General features: G+C 45.6%; 19 protein-coding genes. 6 read left to right on the plus strand and 13 right to left on the minus strand.

Features of this window, described 5'->3' with window-relative positions; genetic code table 11:
* Nucleotides 1-301: 301 nt before the first annotated feature.
* Both NC994_RS06545 and NC994_RS06550 read right to left on the minus strand, forming a co-directional pair.
* Nucleotides 302-658: a hypothetical protein gene (locus tag NC994_RS06545; RefSeq protein WP_190412593.1), complete on the minus strand. Its 357-nt coding sequence runs from the start codon at nucleotides 656-658 to the stop codon at nucleotides 302-304.
* A 135-nt stretch (nucleotides 659-793) separates the two neighbouring features.
* The gene (locus tag NC994_RS06550) at nucleotides 794-1381 is read right to left on the minus strand and encodes a Uma2 family endonuclease (protein WP_190436925.1); all 588 of its coding nucleotides are present in this window, start codon (nucleotides 1379-1381) and stop codon (nucleotides 794-796) included.
* A 397-nt stretch (nucleotides 1382-1778) separates the two neighbouring features.
* Here NC994_RS06550 and NC994_RS06555 point away from each other — a divergent pair, with 397 nt between their 5' ends.
* On the plus strand, nucleotides 1779-2795 hold the full coding sequence (locus NC994_RS06555) for an SDR family oxidoreductase (protein WP_190436927.1): 1017 nt from the start codon (nucleotides 1779-1781) through the stop codon (nucleotides 2793-2795).
* A 202-nt stretch (nucleotides 2796-2997) separates the two neighbouring features.
* On the opposite strand, the gene NC994_RS06560 is transcribed toward NC994_RS06555, so the two are convergent.
* The gene (locus NC994_RS06560; RefSeq protein ID WP_199292335.1) at nucleotides 2998-3690 is read right to left on the minus strand and encodes an ABC transporter ATP-binding protein; all 693 of its coding nucleotides are present in this window, start codon (nucleotides 3688-3690) and stop codon (nucleotides 2998-3000) included.
* A 568-nt stretch (nucleotides 3691-4258) separates the two neighbouring features.
* Nucleotides 4259-5512 carry an FtsX-like permease family protein gene (locus NC994_RS06565; RefSeq protein WP_190412597.1) on the minus strand — a complete coding sequence of 418 codons (1254 nt, stop codon included), beginning with the start codon at nucleotides 5510-5512 and terminating at the stop codon, nucleotides 4259-4261.
* Nucleotides 5513-5685: 173 nt separating this feature from the next.
* On the opposite strand from NC994_RS06565, the gene NC994_RS06570 reads away from it, so the two are divergent.
* The 4 genes from NC994_RS06570 to NC994_RS06585 all read left to right on the plus strand — a co-directional run bounded on the left by NC994_RS06570 (nucleotide 5686) and on the right by NC994_RS06585 (nucleotide 7799).
* A complete protein-coding gene (locus NC994_RS06570) occupies nucleotides 5686-5907 on the plus strand; it encodes a hypothetical protein (RefSeq protein WP_190412598.1) in 222 nt (73 codons plus the stop codon).
* A gap of 89 nt (nucleotides 5908-5996) precedes the next feature.
* Nucleotides 5997-6296 (plus strand): hypothetical protein, encoded by a 300-nt coding sequence (locus tag NC994_RS06575; protein WP_190412599.1) that lies wholly within the window; start codon nucleotides 5997-5999, stop codon nucleotides 6294-6296.
* A gap of 136 nt (nucleotides 6297-6432) precedes the next feature.
* Complete coding sequence (locus NC994_RS06580; RefSeq protein ID WP_190436931.1) at nucleotides 6433-7365, plus strand: SH3 domain-containing protein; 933 nt, start codon at nucleotides 6433-6435, stop codon at nucleotides 7363-7365.
* A gap of 215 nt (nucleotides 7366-7580) precedes the next feature.
* On the plus strand, nucleotides 7581-7799 hold the full coding sequence (locus NC994_RS06585; protein WP_190412601.1) for a hypothetical protein: 219 nt from the start codon (nucleotides 7581-7583) through the stop codon (nucleotides 7797-7799).
* Between the two features lie 121 nt (nucleotides 7800-7920).
* Here the strand turns inward: NC994_RS06585 and NC994_RS06590 are convergent, their stop codons facing one another.
* From NC994_RS06590 to NC994_RS06600, 3 genes are all read right to left on the minus strand, one after another.
* Nucleotides 7921-8682: a MinD/ParA family protein gene (locus NC994_RS06590; protein ID WP_190436933.1), complete on the minus strand. Its 762-nt coding sequence runs from the start codon at nucleotides 8680-8682 to the stop codon at nucleotides 7921-7923.
* A gap of 287 nt (nucleotides 8683-8969) precedes the next feature.
* The gene (locus tag NC994_RS06595; RefSeq protein ID WP_190412603.1) at nucleotides 8970-9296 is read right to left on the minus strand and encodes an ArsR family transcriptional regulator; all 327 of its coding nucleotides are present in this window, start codon (nucleotides 9294-9296) and stop codon (nucleotides 8970-8972) included.
* Nucleotides 9297-9413: 117 nt separating this feature from the next.
* Complete coding sequence (locus NC994_RS06600; RefSeq protein ID WP_190436936.1) at nucleotides 9414-11771, minus strand: CHASE2 domain-containing protein; 2358 nt, start codon at nucleotides 11769-11771, stop codon at nucleotides 9414-9416.
* A 546-nt stretch (nucleotides 11772-12317) separates the two neighbouring features.
* On the opposite strand from NC994_RS06600, the gene NC994_RS06605 reads away from it, so the two are divergent.
* Nucleotides 12318-13124 (plus strand): DUF928 domain-containing protein, encoded by an 807-nt coding sequence (locus NC994_RS06605; protein ID WP_190436939.1) that lies wholly within the window; start codon nucleotides 12318-12320, stop codon nucleotides 13122-13124.
* Nucleotides 13125-13176: 52 nt separating this feature from the next.
* Here the strand turns inward: NC994_RS06605 and NC994_RS06610 are convergent, their stop codons facing one another.
* The 6 genes from NC994_RS06610 to NC994_RS06635 form a co-directional block, all read right to left on the minus strand.
* Entirely contained in the window at nucleotides 13177-13335 is a 159-nt protein-coding gene (locus tag NC994_RS06610) for a DUF6760 family protein (RefSeq protein WP_347276133.1), read from the minus strand.
* The gene (locus NC994_RS06615; protein ID WP_190436942.1) at nucleotides 13320-13697 is read right to left on the minus strand and encodes a phage tail assembly protein; all 378 of its coding nucleotides are present in this window, start codon (nucleotides 13695-13697) and stop codon (nucleotides 13320-13322) included. The genes NC994_RS06610 and NC994_RS06615 overlap by 16 nt, the downstream gene beginning before the upstream one ends.
* Before the next feature lie 9 nt (nucleotides 13698-13706).
* The gene (locus tag NC994_RS06620; protein ID WP_190412607.1) at nucleotides 13707-14066 is read right to left on the minus strand and encodes a hypothetical protein; all 360 of its coding nucleotides are present in this window, start codon (nucleotides 14064-14066) and stop codon (nucleotides 13707-13709) included.
* Nucleotides 14053-14559 (minus strand): phage tail protein, encoded by a 507-nt coding sequence (locus tag NC994_RS06625; protein WP_190412608.1) that lies wholly within the window; start codon nucleotides 14557-14559, stop codon nucleotides 14053-14055. The genes NC994_RS06620 and NC994_RS06625 overlap by 14 nt, the downstream gene beginning before the upstream one ends.
* Nucleotides 14560-14681: 122 nt before the next feature.
* On the minus strand, nucleotides 14682-15182 hold the full coding sequence (locus NC994_RS06630; RefSeq protein ID WP_190412609.1) for a phage tail protein: 501 nt from the start codon (nucleotides 15180-15182) through the stop codon (nucleotides 14682-14684).
* Nucleotides 15183-15289: 107 nt separating this feature from the next.
* Nucleotides 15290-15760 carry a phage tail protein gene (locus tag NC994_RS06635; protein ID WP_190412610.1) on the minus strand — a complete coding sequence of 157 codons (471 nt, stop codon included), beginning with the start codon at nucleotides 15758-15760 and terminating at the stop codon, nucleotides 15290-15292.
* Nucleotides 15761-15829: the final 69 nt, after the last annotated feature.

Consider the following 15829-nt stretch of genomic DNA (forward strand, 5'->3'; position numbering starts at 1 on the left):
GGCTAATTGCTTTTCAACACTTAGCAATTAACCATGAGTCATCATTAAGTAATAAATGGAGCTATAAAAAGTTAAGCAACTACTGCCAGTTGGTTAAGATCGCCATTCAATCCACAGGTATAAACTAATCTTTGATGAGTACCTGGAGTTTGGCTAGCAAGCTACAAAATATCTTTCTTTGTTAACAAAACCTGGGATGATATCTGTGTGAGCGCACATCCATCAGAAGCCAGCATTGCCTAACGTTGTTACTACAAGCATCAAACCAAAGGGGAGGCAATACTGACGACATGAAGCTGTTTCAGGGGTGGTTGATAGCGCTAGAAGCATTAGGGTAGCGTTTGCGGAGGACAACTGTATTGTAGTTGTAGGCGATCGCTAGAATATTCATGACCAGGCAGGTGCTTCCCAAACATAGCAGGATATAGGTGGGAGGCAGCACTACCCCAACCTGGAACCAAGTAAAGACGTGTAGCACCATCACCAGAGCAAAGACGGTTGCCACTCCAGCACTCCGCCACACCTGAACTTGAGGGCGACAGAGTGCAGCCAGAATCATTGTCCAGATGGTAGCACCCAAGTTGGCTGGAACCAGAAACGCGCAAATGGCGATACAGTGGGCGCGTGAAAACTCAGAGAGGGAATTAAAGTCCAACATCTGTTCATTATATCGAATGGCAAGATTTTACAAGACTTTTTGCGATCGCCTGTAAGCACTCACGGCTGTTGATCACATTTATTCACATACGACTGCGATCGCTTTCCCACCAAAACTGCACGATCTCGTCTAAAACTACAGAATTTGTTTTAAATCTAATACAAACCCAGGTAACACATCTTCTCCTGATAAAGTTGCCGGATTTTCTAGAATTTCCACATCCTGACCTTGGCGATAGATTTCTACTCGCTGGTTTTTCCGGTTAATTAACCAACCCAATCGAGCGCCATTTTCCATATACTCTCTCATTTTCGCCTGTGCGATTTTCACTGAATCGCTAGGAGAAAGTAACTCAACCACAAAATCAGGACATAGCGGCGCAAATCCCTGTTGTTCTTCAGGGGTTAAAGCATCCCAGCGATCGTGTCTTACCCAAGACGCATCAGGTGAACGATCTGCACCATTCGGCAGTTTGAAGCCACTCGAAGAGTCGAAGGCAAGCCCTAAATTGTTTTGTCGGCTCCAAGCTTGGAGTTGATACGATAAATCGATATTACGATTTCCAGTTTCGCTACCTGTAGGGGGCATAATGATTAATTCGCCCGATGCTGTGCGCTCAAATCTTAAATCCCGATTGTTCTGACATAACTGGAAAAACTGCTCGTCTGTCAAGTCAATTGTTAATTTGAGGGTAGAAGGTAAAGTAATTGTTGCTGTGTTCATAAAGTTATTAAAGTATTCACTTGCTTATATTTTTTAGTCTATTATCGCTCTGTTATAAAATTTGTTCGCTTCTTCTTGCTTCTGTATTGGCGCTAAATAAATTGTTTTCTTTTTTTCTCATTCTGGAAAATTCAGTCGTGGACTACCTGCACGAATTCGGAGCTGACTTCTGTAAAAGTCAGCTATCCAGCGATCGCAAAATCTAGGCAAAGGGCGCTACTCCCATCCCCATTGTCAACCTTGAGGTCAACCCTGAGACTGATGTAACCCGCCGTGAGTCGATTAATTTAGTTAATAGAACTTAACATTTGACAACTAAGGCAACGTTCCTGGATGCAATTGAGCTGCAAAGGTGAATGGTTTGTCGTCAGCAACTTTAATAAAAGGATGAGCAACAATGCAATTAAAGCCAATCACAGAGCAAGTCGTCGCCGTCGTTGGCGCTTCTAGCGGCATCGGGCGCGAGACAGCTTTGCAGTTTGCCCACCGAGGCGCAAAAGTAGTCGTCTCAGCTCGCAGCGAACCAGGGTTAAAGTCTTTGGTGGATGAGATACAGCAACAAGGCGGTGAAGCAGTCGCAGTCGTTGCTGATGTCACAGATTTCGAGCAAGTAAAAGCGATCGCAGATAAAGCCGTGCAGGTATACGGGCGACTCGATACCTGGGTGCATTGCCCCGCCACGGGCGTTTTTGCCACTTTCGACAATACAACACCGGAAGAGTTTAAGCGGATCATCGATATTAGCCTGATGGGGCAGGTATACGGTGCAATGGCGGCGCTACCCCATCTCAAGCGCGAGGGACGCGGGGCGCTGATCCACATCTCTTCAATGGAAGGCAGGCGTTCATTACCCCTCCAGAGTGCCTACTCCTCAGCAAAGCACGGGGTTGAGGGCTTTCTAGAATCTCTGCGCGTCGAGCTGCAACATGAGGGAATCCCCATCAGTGTGACGAGTGTGAAGCCATCCGTGATCAACACGCCCTTCTACAACAACGGTCGCACGAAATTAGGCGTCAAGCCGACGGGAATACCGCCGTACTATGAGCCGAACCTTGTTGCTGATGCGATCCTCTACGTAGCCGAACACCCCACTCGTGACTTTATTGTGGGGGATGTGGGCAAGCTGTTAGATGTGGTTCAGCGCATCTCACCGGGACTGGTCGATCAAATTTTGGTTCTCATCGGCTTCAATTTTCAGAAAACCAACGAGCCAAAGTCTGAAGATGCGCCAGATAATCTTTACGAGCCGATTCTCAGCCATGACAAAGTAGAAGGAGATTTTGGCAATCTAACGATTCCCTCCTTCACTGACTGGCTGGATAAGAATCCGCCGGTTAAATGGGGCGCTGTAGCAGCTGCGGCGTTGGGAGTTGCCGCAGTCGTCAAAGAGTTTTTCCCAGGAAATAATATTTAAGGCGATCGCATCAGGGACACTACTCGGTTGAAGCGATCGCATCCAACCTCAGCTGCCTTCTCATCTAAATCTAAAGTTGCGATCGCTCTCATAATTCTTAAAACGAATGGGGAATTGGAAAGAAGGCACGCCTAATGTCATTTCCAATTCCCCATTCCCAAACAGCAACAAACTATCAATGACCCGATTCACAAATTAGATGTTATGCCTTCAACCTTCCATCTTCTAGATGCAACACTCGATCGGCAACATCCATAATTCGACTATCGTGTGTCACCATCAGAACCGTGCAACCGCCTTCCTTGGCGAGCTGACGCAGTAACTCAATCACAGCGTGTCCGGAGTGAGAATCTAAAGCCGCCGTAGGCTCATCTGCCATAATCAACTGAGGATTGCCAGCTAAAGCACGAGCGATCGCTACCCGTTGTTTTTGTCCCCCAGATAAATCGCGGGGTAAATTTTTCGCCTTATCCGCCAATCCCACCTGTTCTAGCAAAATTTGTGCTTGTTGCCGTGCCATTCGTCCCCGAATCCCTTTCAGATTCAGCGCTACTTCTATATTCTCAGCCGCAGTCAGCGCCGGAAACAAGTTAAATCCTTGAAAAATAAAGCCAATATTTTCCAGTCTGAACTTTGCTAACTGGCTCCGAGACATCCTTGTAATCTCTTCCCCCAGCAAGTGTACGCTGCCAGCAGTCGGCGTCAAAATCCCAGCCAAAATTGAGAGTAAGGTCGTTTTACCCGATCCAGATGGCCCCATCAATAGTTGAATATCGCCCTTGAAGATTTCCAGATTGACTCTTTTAAGGGCTTGGAAACGCGATCCTCCCGACTGGAATACCATTTCTACTCCGATGCCGATAATGGCTTTTCTGTGAGCCTGAAGCGAACTCATAGAAGGAATAGCATCTAGATTTCGGACACTGGCAAATTGAGTACGGTTGCTTTGGGAAAGAATCATCAAAATTTCTATTCGTTAGGTCTAAACTACAACGAGTTACTAAATGCAATCTGTCTTAAGTAACCATACTCCGGACAAAATTTCAACGGAAGCATCGAAGGAAAGAATCAGATGCAGACTTTAAGAAGAAACCGAACATTAATGCCTCCTACTCTAGATAAAGGCTGTTCGACTATTGAATAGCGAGCAGGAATCAATCTATTTTATAGAGATTGACATTAGAGACTAAATAGTAGGTGTGACTTTAGGTAGTACGAACCCTGCTCCCCTCACCGTTTCAAGTGAGATTGAATTACACTCACCTACTTAAAGTACGCATACTCTCCAAAATAGGTTTGTATAATGTTTTAATTTCTAATTGTTCTGCCCTGTTGCCAATATAAAGTTCAACTCACTATCAGTTAGGATAAAACAGACATCTACATTTATTATTGATGGTCATTGAGTATATCAGGTTCCTGAAAACCATCGACTATTATCCTAAAGCGGCAAAATTCTGAAATCATGCCTTAAAAACAATAGCCGGATCGACACGAGTCACTCTTTGGATAGCGAAGATAGCTGAACCAACACACATCAGAGTCGTAATCCCAAAGATGGCGATCGCACTTCCAGGCGTGATTAAAATGATGATTCCCTGAGTAGCAAACGTCCAAGCTCCCAACCCCTGGCAAAGAACCATGCTGGGAATATAGCCCAGAACCGCCATCCAGAGAGCCTGCTCGACAATCACACCGTAAATTTTCCAATCAGAAGCTCCCATCGCCTTGAGCGTACCATACTCCTTTAAGTGGTCAGATACAGAAGCGTAGAGGATCTGACCTGCGATCGCCATCCCGATAATAATGCCAACAACGGCACCCAAGCCCAAAATAAACCCAATTCCCGTGCGCTGCTGCCAGAAAACCCGCGTCTGCGATGCCATTTCAGCCTTCGTATAAGCGCGGGTATCTGGTAGTGCTGCTTCTAACTTTTTCTTGAGTTGCTGTAAATCTTGACCGGGCTTTGCCTGCACCAATACATAGGTGATTAAATCAGTAGGAGTTAATTTCTGGGGTGCAGGAGCAGATAGATTATTCGCAGCGGGTGGGTTATTAAAACTCGCCGACGCACTGGTACACTTTATGTCACCCGATTGGAGCTTGCAGTTTAAACTCGTCGTTACGCGGGAATTTGCGTAAGCGTTGGCAGTCTCCAACGAGGTGAACAAAAAAGTATTCGATGTAATTGATTGAGTGTCTTGCGTCAGAGCAACTAACTGTGCCTTAAATGAGCCAACTTCAGCAACATCGCCAATTTGTTTGATGTTCAAAGGACGCAAATTAGATTTATCCAGCATCACCGTGTAAGGCTGCTTTAAGGCACTCAAACTTCCTTGAATAACTTTCCCTGGACTAAATAATTCTCCGGCTGGATTGAATCCGATGATTCTCATCGGTGAAATCTTGTTCCGAGAATCTCGCCACAAAGATGCTTGGACAATCAGCGGTTCAGCTTGTTCTACGCCTTCTACCCGTCGAGCCTCAACAACTCGCTGCGCGGGTATGGGTAGTGTCAGCTCCATGTGAATCATATCCGCTGAGGATACCCAGATATCAGCATTGGAATTGTCGATTAGCAAAGTCGTAGCGCGAGTAAATCCATTGAAAATACCCGTTTGAATAGTGACTAAGCTAACTGCAAACATAATCCCCGCCTGAGCTGCCAGGAAGCGGGGAATATCCTCAAATAGGTTTTTGCGGGCGATTGATGCCATGAAAGGAGTTGTTTACTAGCGTGTTTATTATAAAACCGGAAAATTGAAAGACAATTTCCGCAAAACGAGCGAAATAAACTGAAAATTGCGTTACAGTACCCCAAACCCGATTTCTTAGAACAATCAGATTTGCTAATCCTATTCATTGTGCTTACCGATATATCCGCACTAAGATGGATTTTTTAAATTTATTTTACTGTGAAAGGATTAAGCTGGGTTCTGGCTGCGATTTCCCTATAATTACCGACGTGCTGAGAGGAGTTCAATGCGATCGCGTCTTTTCCGTGTCAGAGGAAATCTCGCCTATCCAGCGTCAAGCCAAGCCTCTGCTATCAAGCAATGCCGCTGCGCTCTCTACCTTTGCCTTTACCAATTTAATACCCGCGAAAGAGTAAAGAGCGATACTAACTAAGCTACCTTCATAAATAGAAACATCGTAATAAACAGACTACGCTCAACTTAAAATAACATAGGAGAAAAATTCATGAGCGACGAACAAAATCCAGTATTGCCAGAAGATCCCAGCGAAGCAGAACCGGGAAGAGGGGCACCAGGAAACAACCACATTGGAGTTCAATTATCGCAATCAGTATTGGGCGTGAATGCAGCAGATGCGGTGATTCCATCTAATGTGGACAAAGAGCTGAATAAACACCAAGTTGAAGCAGCTAGAGAACAAGAAGAAGGAACTGGTTTAGATACGACCGAGGGTTACATCCTGGATGAAGCGGGGCAGCTAAACAATTTTGCGATTGAGCCTCCAATGTATGTAGAAGAGAAATAATATACGACCTTTGCTGGGAGCGCCAATCATCAGCCTCCCGGCATATTCATGTATTTAAAAACAAAAATTTAATAACTTTGCCTGAAATCCTAGCGTCTCAACTGTAGGTAACAAAAAGACGTTATCGGCATTAGTTATGAAAAAAATATACTTTTTGATTATGGGGGCAGTTGCGATTTCGGCAATTACTGGTGCCACTCTAGCAACAGCCGGTCGCCAAACTGGGGCACAGAACCAACAAAGCATAGAAACAAATATACCGGAATCAACTTCGACCTCACAAGCAACTGCGATCGCTTCCACCGTTAAAACCAACAACGATGCAGTTGAAGCCACAACGCCACAAACAACGACTCAAACGAATGTGGCAATACAGCCAAAGCTGGATGACTTTCCCCATCAACGCATCGTTCTGGTAGATGAAGTAAACCCAGAAAGTGACTTCGCTCAATTTCGGCAACAGTTGCGGGAAGCAGTGCGATCGCGCGATGCTGAGTTTGTGCAATCCATTTTGCCCCTCAACCAAATTGGCATTGGTCACGGCATCAGCACCCTCCCCGATTTGAAGCTAGAAAATCACAATGCCCCAATCTGGGGATGGCTAGAAAAAGCCCTAGCTGCCGGTTGTTTTCAAACCACTAACCAGGGGCAACCGGACGTTGACCCCCAATCGCCAGGTTGGATTTGTAACACCGTACCGCGCGATTTTGCTCGACAGTATCCCGCACCAAATTCTGCCGATGGCGTTTCCTACGAATTAAGCCGCGTCATCGTTGTAGGTGAAAATGTGAACGTGCGATCGCAACCCAGCCTAGAGAGTCCAGTAGTCGGCTTACTCTCAAACGAAGTCGTCAAAGTCAATCGTCAAATCGAAGAACAACGGGCCAGAGAACGGGCGCAACGAGGCGAAGATTACAGTTCCATCAACGGGTGGACTGCCGTAATTTTGCCAAATGGAAAACCGGGCTACATTTCCAATCGCTTTGCTTATTCTCCCCTGGAATATCAAGCCGTCTTTGGCACAGTAAAAGCGCAATGGCGTCTGCTTTATATGCCCGGTGGAGAGTAAATCAAAGTAAAAGTATCGCTATTTCGGGGAAAATTAGACAGGCGATCGGGAATTAAAAGCAAGTTTCCTACAGACTAAAGCTTGAAGCCTGGTAAATGAAGTTCGCAAAGGTGACTTCACGAAAACTATCTCTGTATTTTCGAGCTAGCAAAGCAAAGATTCTGTTACCTTGTCAAAATTCTCCAGCCTGATGAATACCTTTGAGAGTAACGTCCATGCCAGTAGACTTAATCATTCTAATTGCCGCACTCATCGTATCCTGGTTAGTCTTCACCTTACTCATTAAGGTAGTGAAAGCCAGCATCGGCACAGCCATTTTAATTGCGGCAGTTGTTCTCGTTTTACAACTCTTCTTTGGCATTGGCCCCCAAGACCTTTGGCAGCAGATAACCCAACTTCCCCAAACTATTCTGCGAATGGTTACGGGCAATTAATTAAATAGCAAAAGTCCATAGTGTAGGGGAGTTTATCAATATGCTTAGCTAATCACCAATATTTTGTCAAACCCGTCCCTACAAATTCAGTTATTTTTTCGGTTGCACTGACAATTACCTATTAAGCCATAATCATCTTGGCAACCTTTTCCATCACCTTACTCAAGGGATGATCTGGAAACCGCAGGCAAAAGAGATCGCTGCTTGCCATTTGAATCATCTCTTCTGAAAGCGGCAAAATTCCAGCCACCGGAGCATTGTAGGTTTTTTCTACCTGTTGCTTCAAGGCATCAAAATCCAAAACGGGTAGCGCCTTATTTACTAGCAGCAACATCTTAGGCACCTGTAATTTCCGAGCTACCTCCACCGTCACAGCAGTCCCCTGAAAGTCCTGGCGGTCTGGACGCAAAATTAGCACCAAGATATCAGAGATAGTAATAGAAAGTAGAGTTTCTTCGTTAAGACCTGGGTGGGTGTCAATAAATAAGTAATCCAGATTCAAGGTTTCCATTATCTCTTGGAAACCGTCATTGAGGAGACCAAAATCAAATCCCTCGCGCAGAACTTTAGTAATATCCCCTGCTTTGATACTAGAAGGAATCAGATGAATGCTGCCGCCTTTAACGCCAGTTTTTCTTAAAACTGAGGTGACATCATAAGCAGCTTCTTCAATTAAACAGCGACCCCACAGGTAGTCATTGAGAGAGTGTACCATCTTCTGCTCATCGAAACCGAAAAGCACGTGAATTCCTGGCGATTGAATATCGGTATCAACGATACCAACGCGATACCCAAAGCGAGCCACTAAAGCTGCCAGATTCGCCGTCGAATTTGATTTGCCGGTGCCACCCCGGAATGAGTGGATGGACACAATTTTTGACATGGTTTACCTCAATATGTGAGAGGATTCTTCATCCTTAACAGAAAACAATCGAGAAAGCCCACTCAAGGGCGTGGGGAATGAACCGTGCGGCTTATACGCTATACCATTTTGTCTTTTGGTTGCAACATATAGATTCTCATCTGCTCTTTTTTCAAGCGTTAGGGAGGGGCTGGAAGAAGTGTTAATCTAGCGCCTCACAACCCAAATAGGATTACAACCTTATCAAGGTAATAGAAACTTGCATTTAGGCTAATTCCCACAGCTTGATAGACGCTTATTTCGTTTACTCACTCCAGGTTCTGCCAGATATTTGTAGATAGCTTGCTTCGCTGTTTAGAGGCAAGGCGAGGTCGGTAGCGGAGTGTTTCTCCCTCTTCTAGTTCTTGCACGACGCCTTGAGCGACTAGAGCTTCTAACTGGGTGCGGGCAACTTCCTCACTTTCGCCAGTGTGAGCTGCCACTTCCGGCAAGGTCACGTTTTTCTGACGCATCATCCAGTTGACGAGTTTTTGCAGGTCATCGGGCAAATTCATCATATCAAGCATATTCAGACCAATATCAGTTTGGTGTCCGCTGGAATCGGTGGGTGATTGATCGATTCGATCCTGATTCATCTTTTCCTTCCTTGTTCATCAGCTAATGATGTGAATCGCGAGCCTACGCATCCGGCGTAGCATACTCAGTTCGATGTATCGGTAGATGTCCTCTAATAGCGCTTTATCTCGCCGCCATCAGGTAGATTCAGTCTCTGTATTCCTCACGGTTTTTGCCCGTTGCTGCAACTGCTGGAAGTAATCGAGTTCTTCGCTTTCAGCTTCCTGGCTAGTCTCTAGAACTTCTATTGTTGAGGAATTTGACTCGGTAGTGGTTTCTGCGTGCCCGTCGCTGCTCGAATTTCTCAAGTTTGCTCGTTGCTGCAACTGCTGGAAGTAATCGAGTTCTTCGCTTTCAGTTTCTTGGGTTGCTGGTGTGACATCTGCTATTGAGGTATTTAACTCAGTAGCAGCTTGGGTTTGCCTATCTTCCTCCCAATTTCTCAAGGTTGCTCGTTGCTGCAACTGCTGGAAGTAGTCGAGTTCTTCGGTTTCTTCAACTTCTTGGCTTGGCTGGAGGACTTTTGGGGTGGAGGTATTTGGCTCAATTGCGGCTTCTCCCTGTCCGTCCTGCTGATTGCTTAATTCTTCGACAGGAGAAGTAATTTGGCTTGCCAATGCAACTTCTGGTATTTCAACGTTTGATTCCGCAACAGCTTCTGCTTGCCCATCATGATGCCGATTTCTTAACTTTTTACCCTTTTTCTGTAACTGCTGTAAGTAGTCGATTTCTGCTGTTGTTTCAGTGGCTTGGCTTGCCTGTGTAGCTTCTGGTATTTCAACAGTTGGCTCAGTGGTAGCTTCTGCTTCCCCATCATTGGATCGATTTCTTAACTCTTGCCCCTTTTGCTGCAACTGCTGTAAATAGTCGATTTCTGTGGTTGTTTCAGCGGCTTCTGGGATTTCAACGGTTGACTCAGTGGTAGCTTCTGCTTCCCCATCATTGGATCGATTCCTGAAACTTCTTCCCTTTTGCTGCAACTGTTGTAAGTAGTCGGTTTCTGCCGTTGTTTCAGCCGCTTCTGCCCTCTCGACTTTTAATTTAGAAGTTGTTTTTTCAGAAGAATTGCTTTCTCGACTCCTGAGATTTTTCGCCTTTTCTTGCAACTCTTGGAAGTAGTCACTTTCTGTAATTTCCGCTACTTGGCGTTCTTTCTTTTCCTGGTCAATCTCAATATCGATTTTTAAAAACCCTTTGACGCCTTGATAGATGGCTTTGGCGTATCCTCTATCTATCAAAACGACGCCGACTGCCGTTGTCACCAGTGCCAATGCTGGGGGCACGAGGGGTATCCATCCTGCTTTGAGAAACAAAACATAACAAGTTCCAAACAAGAGGGCGATCGCTCCCCCTCCCGCAATCACCAAGAGCAAGGGACGCCGAATTCGCCATGCCACTAAGCCTCCCACCAACGACCAGGCCCAAATCCATCCAATTTCGCCCCACTCATTCCAGTACCAAAATAGCGGTCGTTTATCCAGAACTGCACTGAGGATCTGACTCACAACCTGAGCATGAATGACCACTCCGGGCATTTTCTGAGTGCCTTCTTGAGCAGCACTATAGGGCGTGTTGAAGTCGTCATTCACGCTAACTGCGGTGTAGCCAACCAAAACAACCCGATCTTTGACTAAAGCTGGATCTATCTTGCCTTTGAGTACATCTGTAAGCGTTATCTTTTGGGCAGGCAGATTTGCCGAACGGTAGTTAATCAACATCTGCAACCCTTCCGTGTCGGCTTTCCGGTATCCGCCAGCATTCGGATCGGGGCTTTTGAAGAGAATGGAACCGATCTTCAGATTCCCGTCATCTGAAGGTTCTGCTTCGATTCCCTCAGCTTGCAGGTACATGAGTGCTAGGGTCAAATCCAAGGAGGTGAGTTGCTCTTCGGGATCGCTACAAAGATGGGGGTTCTCTAAGGGAGCATTCGGGACTGGAGGATTTGCCACTAAGAGACTGCGGCGAACCCATCCATCAGGTTCTTTGACAAAATCAGCAAATCCCACTTGGTCTGGTGAGATTCCAGGCGGTGGCGGAAATCCTGCCTGTTTACCATCACTGAGTTGGCAGATCGTAATAATGCGATCGCTTCCTTTGAGGATCTTCAATAAATTGGCATTCCCCTCTTTGACCGGAACATCCCGAATAATATCTATACCGATGCCTCTCGGTTCATACTGCTCTAGTTTCTCTAACGCTTTGGCAATTGTGGCATCCGAGATAGGCCACCCTTTCTCAGTTTGGATATCTCCCTCAGTAATCTCCACCAGCAACAGGCGATTATCTGGACCTTCATCACGACGCATCCGAGTCAGCTGGTCAAAAGCACCCAGCTCTTGTCCTTGGAGTATCCCTAGTTGCCTAGCTCCCACGACCAAGCTTGTCGCCACCACACTGGTGAGAACAACTTGTCCACCAAAATTTAAAGCTGCTGTGCGTAGGTTGTTTGTGTTTGATAGCAGGGAGCGAATCTTTGAAGTGAGCTGAGAAACCATATAATTGCCGCCTCCTCTCTAGGGGCTAGAGTTTTAATCTTCGCTCAATGTGTAGCTTAAACAGAGGAAATTAAGATTAAGAATTTGTATGTATCCTTGTGTCCTTGAAAATTGTTTAAGCCGCAAATTGAGCCGTCAAGAACCAAAAAATTAATTGACTACAAAACTTTATGAAGCTTTTGAGAAGAAATCGGACAAATAGATAATTTTTTTGATTGAGAAAAGAAAAAGTGCCAATTTGAGAGATAATTTTATAGTAGTTATAACATCAAATTTTGTACTAAGCAAAAACCAGCGCTTTTAAGTACCCACTAAGGCAAGAAACATGACAAAATTAATCGCTAATTTCTAGAGATATGCCAGGAAAAGTGGGAAACTTTGTTGAAGATTAAAGAGTCTTTGTCTAAAACCACTACGGTCGCGATCGAGTTTATTTACAAAGCACGATGCCTCATGGAGGCGATCCCTTTGGAAAGTGTTTCGATCCCTTTGTATGCACTCCGCTTGCTGCTTGCTAGGTAAACCCACTGCAACAACTTAAAGATTATGGTGAACAAGTCTTCTGTGTATTTCACAACACTCTCCTTAGCCTTGTTTGTGGGGCTTAGTGCGATCGCTACCAGCTTTCCAGCCACCGCTACCACAAAAAGCAAACCGATTCAACAACCCAGCCTGAACCGTAGGGAAATGCGTGTGGCAGGGCGCTTAAGATTTAGGCTGCCAAGGGTTGGGGCACCCAAAACTAGAGAACCGGGAGCATCGCGTGGTAGCAGCAGCTGCGCCGCCCAAGGAAAGTCGCTCATGGCATTGTTACCCAGCACAAATGTAGGTTTGACTGTAGCAGCTCGCCCGACATTATTTGTTGCTGTTCCTAAAACTTCCGCCCAGGACGCAGAGTTTATTCTGTATGACGGCGAAACAAGTCAGCAGGTAATATACGAAACAACATTGCCGATTCCTAGCACAGGAGGTGTTGTGAGTGTTAGCCTTCCTCAAAAGGATGCACCCTCGTTAGTTGCTGGCAAAAAATACCGTTGGTCGTTATCAATGATTTGCGATGCTGAAGATCGGGGAGCAGATATTTCTGTAGAAGGGTGGATTCAACGAGTCCAACCAAATGTTGCCCTGAGGAATGATCTAAAGAAAGCAGCACCGCGCGATCGCCCAGCAATCTATGCAGATGCGGGGATGTGGCTTGATACCGTCGCCTCTCTAGCTGACTTACGTAACGCCAATCCTAAAGATTCCAGCTTAATTAGCGATTGGAAAGACTTGTTAAAGTCAGTTAATCTCGGCACAGTTGCTGAAGAACCCTTAGTGAAGGTAGACATCAGCCAGAATCCAACGCCCTAAAATAAAGCATTGTAGATGAAGCAGGGGCAAGGGTTCTCCCCTTGCCCCTGCTTTATTCTGGCTGCACCAGCTGACTAATTTCTGTCACCCAATCCCGGCGATCGCGATGTTCTAGATTGAGGATATCCTCTAAAGACCAGTGAAAGTGAAAAGCTATCAAGGCTACCTCTTGGCGTAGTACGTCCGAGGGGTAGCCTAGAATTCCCCCGATAGAGAAAGCTCCACCTGAAATTGACGATTGCACTGGGGACACTGAACCGGAATGTAAGCTTCCCCCTCCTGGTTAATGCGATTGTAAAACTCCCGCAAATATGCCAGATCTCGCGAGAAAAGACCCTCTAACAGTGTAGGCGTTACCTCGGTTACAGTACCGATACAGGTAATCACCCGCGAGAGCATTACCAAGACTCCATAAGCTGGATTATCCTGAACGCCCCGGTCTTTTTGGACGCACATTTCATCTTTTGCCGTTGCCAGACGCATCACCCCCTGGCGATGAACGCCCCCTTGAGCATCGACCAATCCTCTAGGGAGGACAAATTCAAATTCTGTTTGGATGCGATCGCTGTCCATCTCGTCGGGTTACTCGGAATCAGAAGCCAGTGCAGGATTTGCAGAGGGGTTCGTGGCTTCTTTCAATCCTGCATTTTCCTGTTCTAGGTCATTAATTTGACGATAAAATTTCTGGAGATAATTCAGGTCACAAGCAAAAAAGCCTTCAACAACTGAAGGCGTGACCTCCTCCAACGCTCCCAAGCGGACAATCACGCGGGACAAAATAATCACTGTAGCGTAGGCAGGATTTGATTTAACACGCGGATCTCGCAAAGGAACAATCTCATCCATCGCCCTCGACAAACGCATCACACCTTTGCGGTGCAGATTGCCATCCGCATCGAGATATCCCTTCGGTAAAGTAAATTCAAACTCAGTTTGAATCATTCCTTGCTACTTGAATCCGTTTTAACTGTTCAACTGTCATTTCTATTTCTTCAATCTCCAGCTCACCCCCAGCCGCATTCACATCAGAAATTTTATAGCTAGTAGGCCACGCCCGTTGAAACTCAAATCTAAACTGTTCTTCCGCCGCTTGATTATAAATCACCAAAGAACCATCTCGTCGTTGTTCAGCCCAATCTCCATCCTGGACAGCTTGAATCCAGTTCCATAACGTCATCGAACAAGTCAGCCCCCGGCGCAAAGTGATATTGCTGTAACTCACCTTACCCGGAATTTTTGTACTGACAATTCGACCCTTAGATTCCCCATCTTTTCCCCACTTTTGAGGTGTCACCTCTGAGATTTCTATCACCTGTTGGGTTGACTTAAAACCGCTACAATCCATAAAGTAGCCGTCTACTGCATCATTGCTGCCATTTAGTTTTAGTTCTAGAAAAAATCGGCAAGTGGTGAGAATTTCAGGGAAGTCTGTCACAGTTGATACCGCCTTACAACTAATGAGCTTTCGAGCTGATAAATCAATGACTGGTGAATAAGACTGTGTAACATCTCACCTCACCAGCGCAGTTTTACAGGGAGTTGACTTTAAAATTCTTTCTACGCCGATACAGTAAACTTCATCCGCTCGTAGTTAAGCTTAAGCGTCCAAGTTTCCAGTTCGCTACTTCCTGCGTCCCGCTTAGGAACATCAAAACTATTGGGAAGCACGCCTACAAAGCTGTACGTTAACCCCACCTTCCCCTCTGAACCGGAGTAATAGACATTAATTGTCATTTCTTTGCGTAAAGTTCGCGCTTTTGCAGCTTCCCCAAGGTTAGCTTTCGAGGCACAATCCTTGTACCACTCCCACAGCTTATCGTCATTTCCGCCTTGATGCGCTCCTGGCACCAAAACGAGCGTTATCTCGCCATACTTCGGTTGACTTGGAACACTGAGAACCAGCGATTTTCCCTTCGGACCAGAACCGATGGCATTATCAGCACCCTTTGGGGACATATCTACTGACATCCCACTGACTTCTTTGATAATGATGTCTTTGATATCACCAATTGCTACATCGTAGTTATCACTAGATAGTAACTCAACAGCATCAGCCATAAATAACCTTCCAATCAATTACAAAGTGCAAAGGAATGATTTTTGCGATCGCTTCTTAAAGCGAACAAAATTAAGAATATTGTCTCAAACACCCAGACTTAGATAGATCAAGCTGGATCAAATTGGTCAACCTGTAGCGTAAAGGTTTCTTCAAGCAACCCGCCATCTGCACTGAGTTTCCCGATTTGATATTTACAAATCCAAACTCCGCTCATCTTCCAAGAGTCCACCATTTCTCCGGCTGAGTTATAGGATTTTATTACGCCTTCTGCCATCCTGGCACTCGTTGGAAAACCGCCACCATCCTCTGCTTTTGGCATACACTGTAGCAACCACTTTCGCATCAGTGAGCTAGTGCTTTTTGCATCTCCACTCGCTAGGGTTACTAAAGTAATTTGAACCGCGGCTTCCCTTTTCTTAGTAAGAGTCTGCCGTACAGCTCCCTTGGCACCAGACATTAGGGCATCACCGTGTTGAACGTCAGTCTTATATGCTGGTAAGTCAACACTTTTAAACTGTAAACCGTCACCTACGCCCTTAATTTCTAATTCAAAATTCTCAACGGTAATAATCGCCATTATTCAAAACCTCCTTACAAATTTTTCAATATCAGCTCAGACATCAGCTCTTCATCAAGAGCTGATATC

The organism is Trichocoleus sp. AS-A1 (genome assembly GCF_039962015.1).
Lineage (GTDB): Bacteria > Cyanobacteriota > Cyanobacteriia > Cyanobacteriales > FACHB-T130 > FACHB-T130.

Bases quoted from the DNA above. Each gene is read 5' to 3' on its own strand.
- NC994_RS06545 (WP_190412593.1), bottom strand. From the start codon at position 658: ATGTTGGACTTTAATTCCCTCTCTGAGTTTTCACGCGCCCACTGTATC.
- NC994_RS06550 (WP_190436925.1), bottom strand. From the start codon at position 1,381: ATGAACACAGCAACAATTACTTTACCTTCTACCCTCAAATTAACAATT.
- NC994_RS06555 (WP_190436927.1), top strand. From the start codon at position 1,779: ATGCAATTAAAGCCAATCACAGAGCAAGTCGTCGCCGTCGTTGGCGCT.
- NC994_RS06560 (WP_199292335.1), bottom strand. From the start codon at position 3,690: ATGAGTTCGCTTCAGGCTCACAGAAAAGCCATTATCGGCATCGGAGTA.
- NC994_RS06565 (WP_190412597.1), bottom strand. From the start codon at position 5,512: ATGGCATCAATCGCCCGCAAAAACCTATTTGAGGATATTCCCCGCTTC.
- NC994_RS06570 (WP_190412598.1), top strand. From the start codon at position 5,686: ATGGATTTTTTAAATTTATTTTACTGTGAAAGGATTAAGCTGGGTTCT.
- NC994_RS06575 (WP_190412599.1), top strand. From the start codon at position 5,997: ATGAGCGACGAACAAAATCCAGTATTGCCAGAAGATCCCAGCGAAGCA.
- NC994_RS06580 (WP_190436931.1), top strand. From the start codon at position 6,433: ATGAAAAAAATATACTTTTTGATTATGGGGGCAGTTGCGATTTCGGCA.
- NC994_RS06585 (WP_190412601.1), top strand. From the start codon at position 7,581: ATGCCAGTAGACTTAATCATTCTAATTGCCGCACTCATCGTATCCTGG.
- NC994_RS06590 (WP_190436933.1), bottom strand. From the start codon at position 8,682: ATGTCAAAAATTGTGTCCATCCACTCATTCCGGGGTGGCACCGGCAAA.
- NC994_RS06595 (WP_190412603.1), bottom strand. From the start codon at position 9,296: ATGAATCAGGATCGAATCGATCAATCACCCACCGATTCCAGCGGACAC.
- NC994_RS06600 (WP_190436936.1), bottom strand. From the start codon at position 11,771: ATGGTTTCTCAGCTCACTTCAAAGATTCGCTCCCTGCTATCAAACACA.
- NC994_RS06605 (WP_190436939.1), top strand. From the start codon at position 12,318: ATGGTGAACAAGTCTTCTGTGTATTTCACAACACTCTCCTTAGCCTTG.
- NC994_RS06615 (WP_190436942.1), bottom strand. From the start codon at position 13,697: ATGGACAGCGATCGCATCCAAACAGAATTTGAATTTGTCCTCCCTAGA.
- NC994_RS06620 (WP_190412607.1), bottom strand. From the start codon at position 14,066: ATGATTCAAACTGAGTTTGAATTTACTTTACCGAAGGGATATCTCGAT.
- NC994_RS06630 (WP_190412609.1), bottom strand. From the start codon at position 15,182: ATGGCTGATGCTGTTGAGTTACTATCTAGTGATAACTACGATGTAGCA.
- NC994_RS06635 (WP_190412610.1), bottom strand. From the start codon at position 15,760: ATGGCGATTATTACCGTTGAGAATTTTGAATTAGAAATTAAGGGCGTA.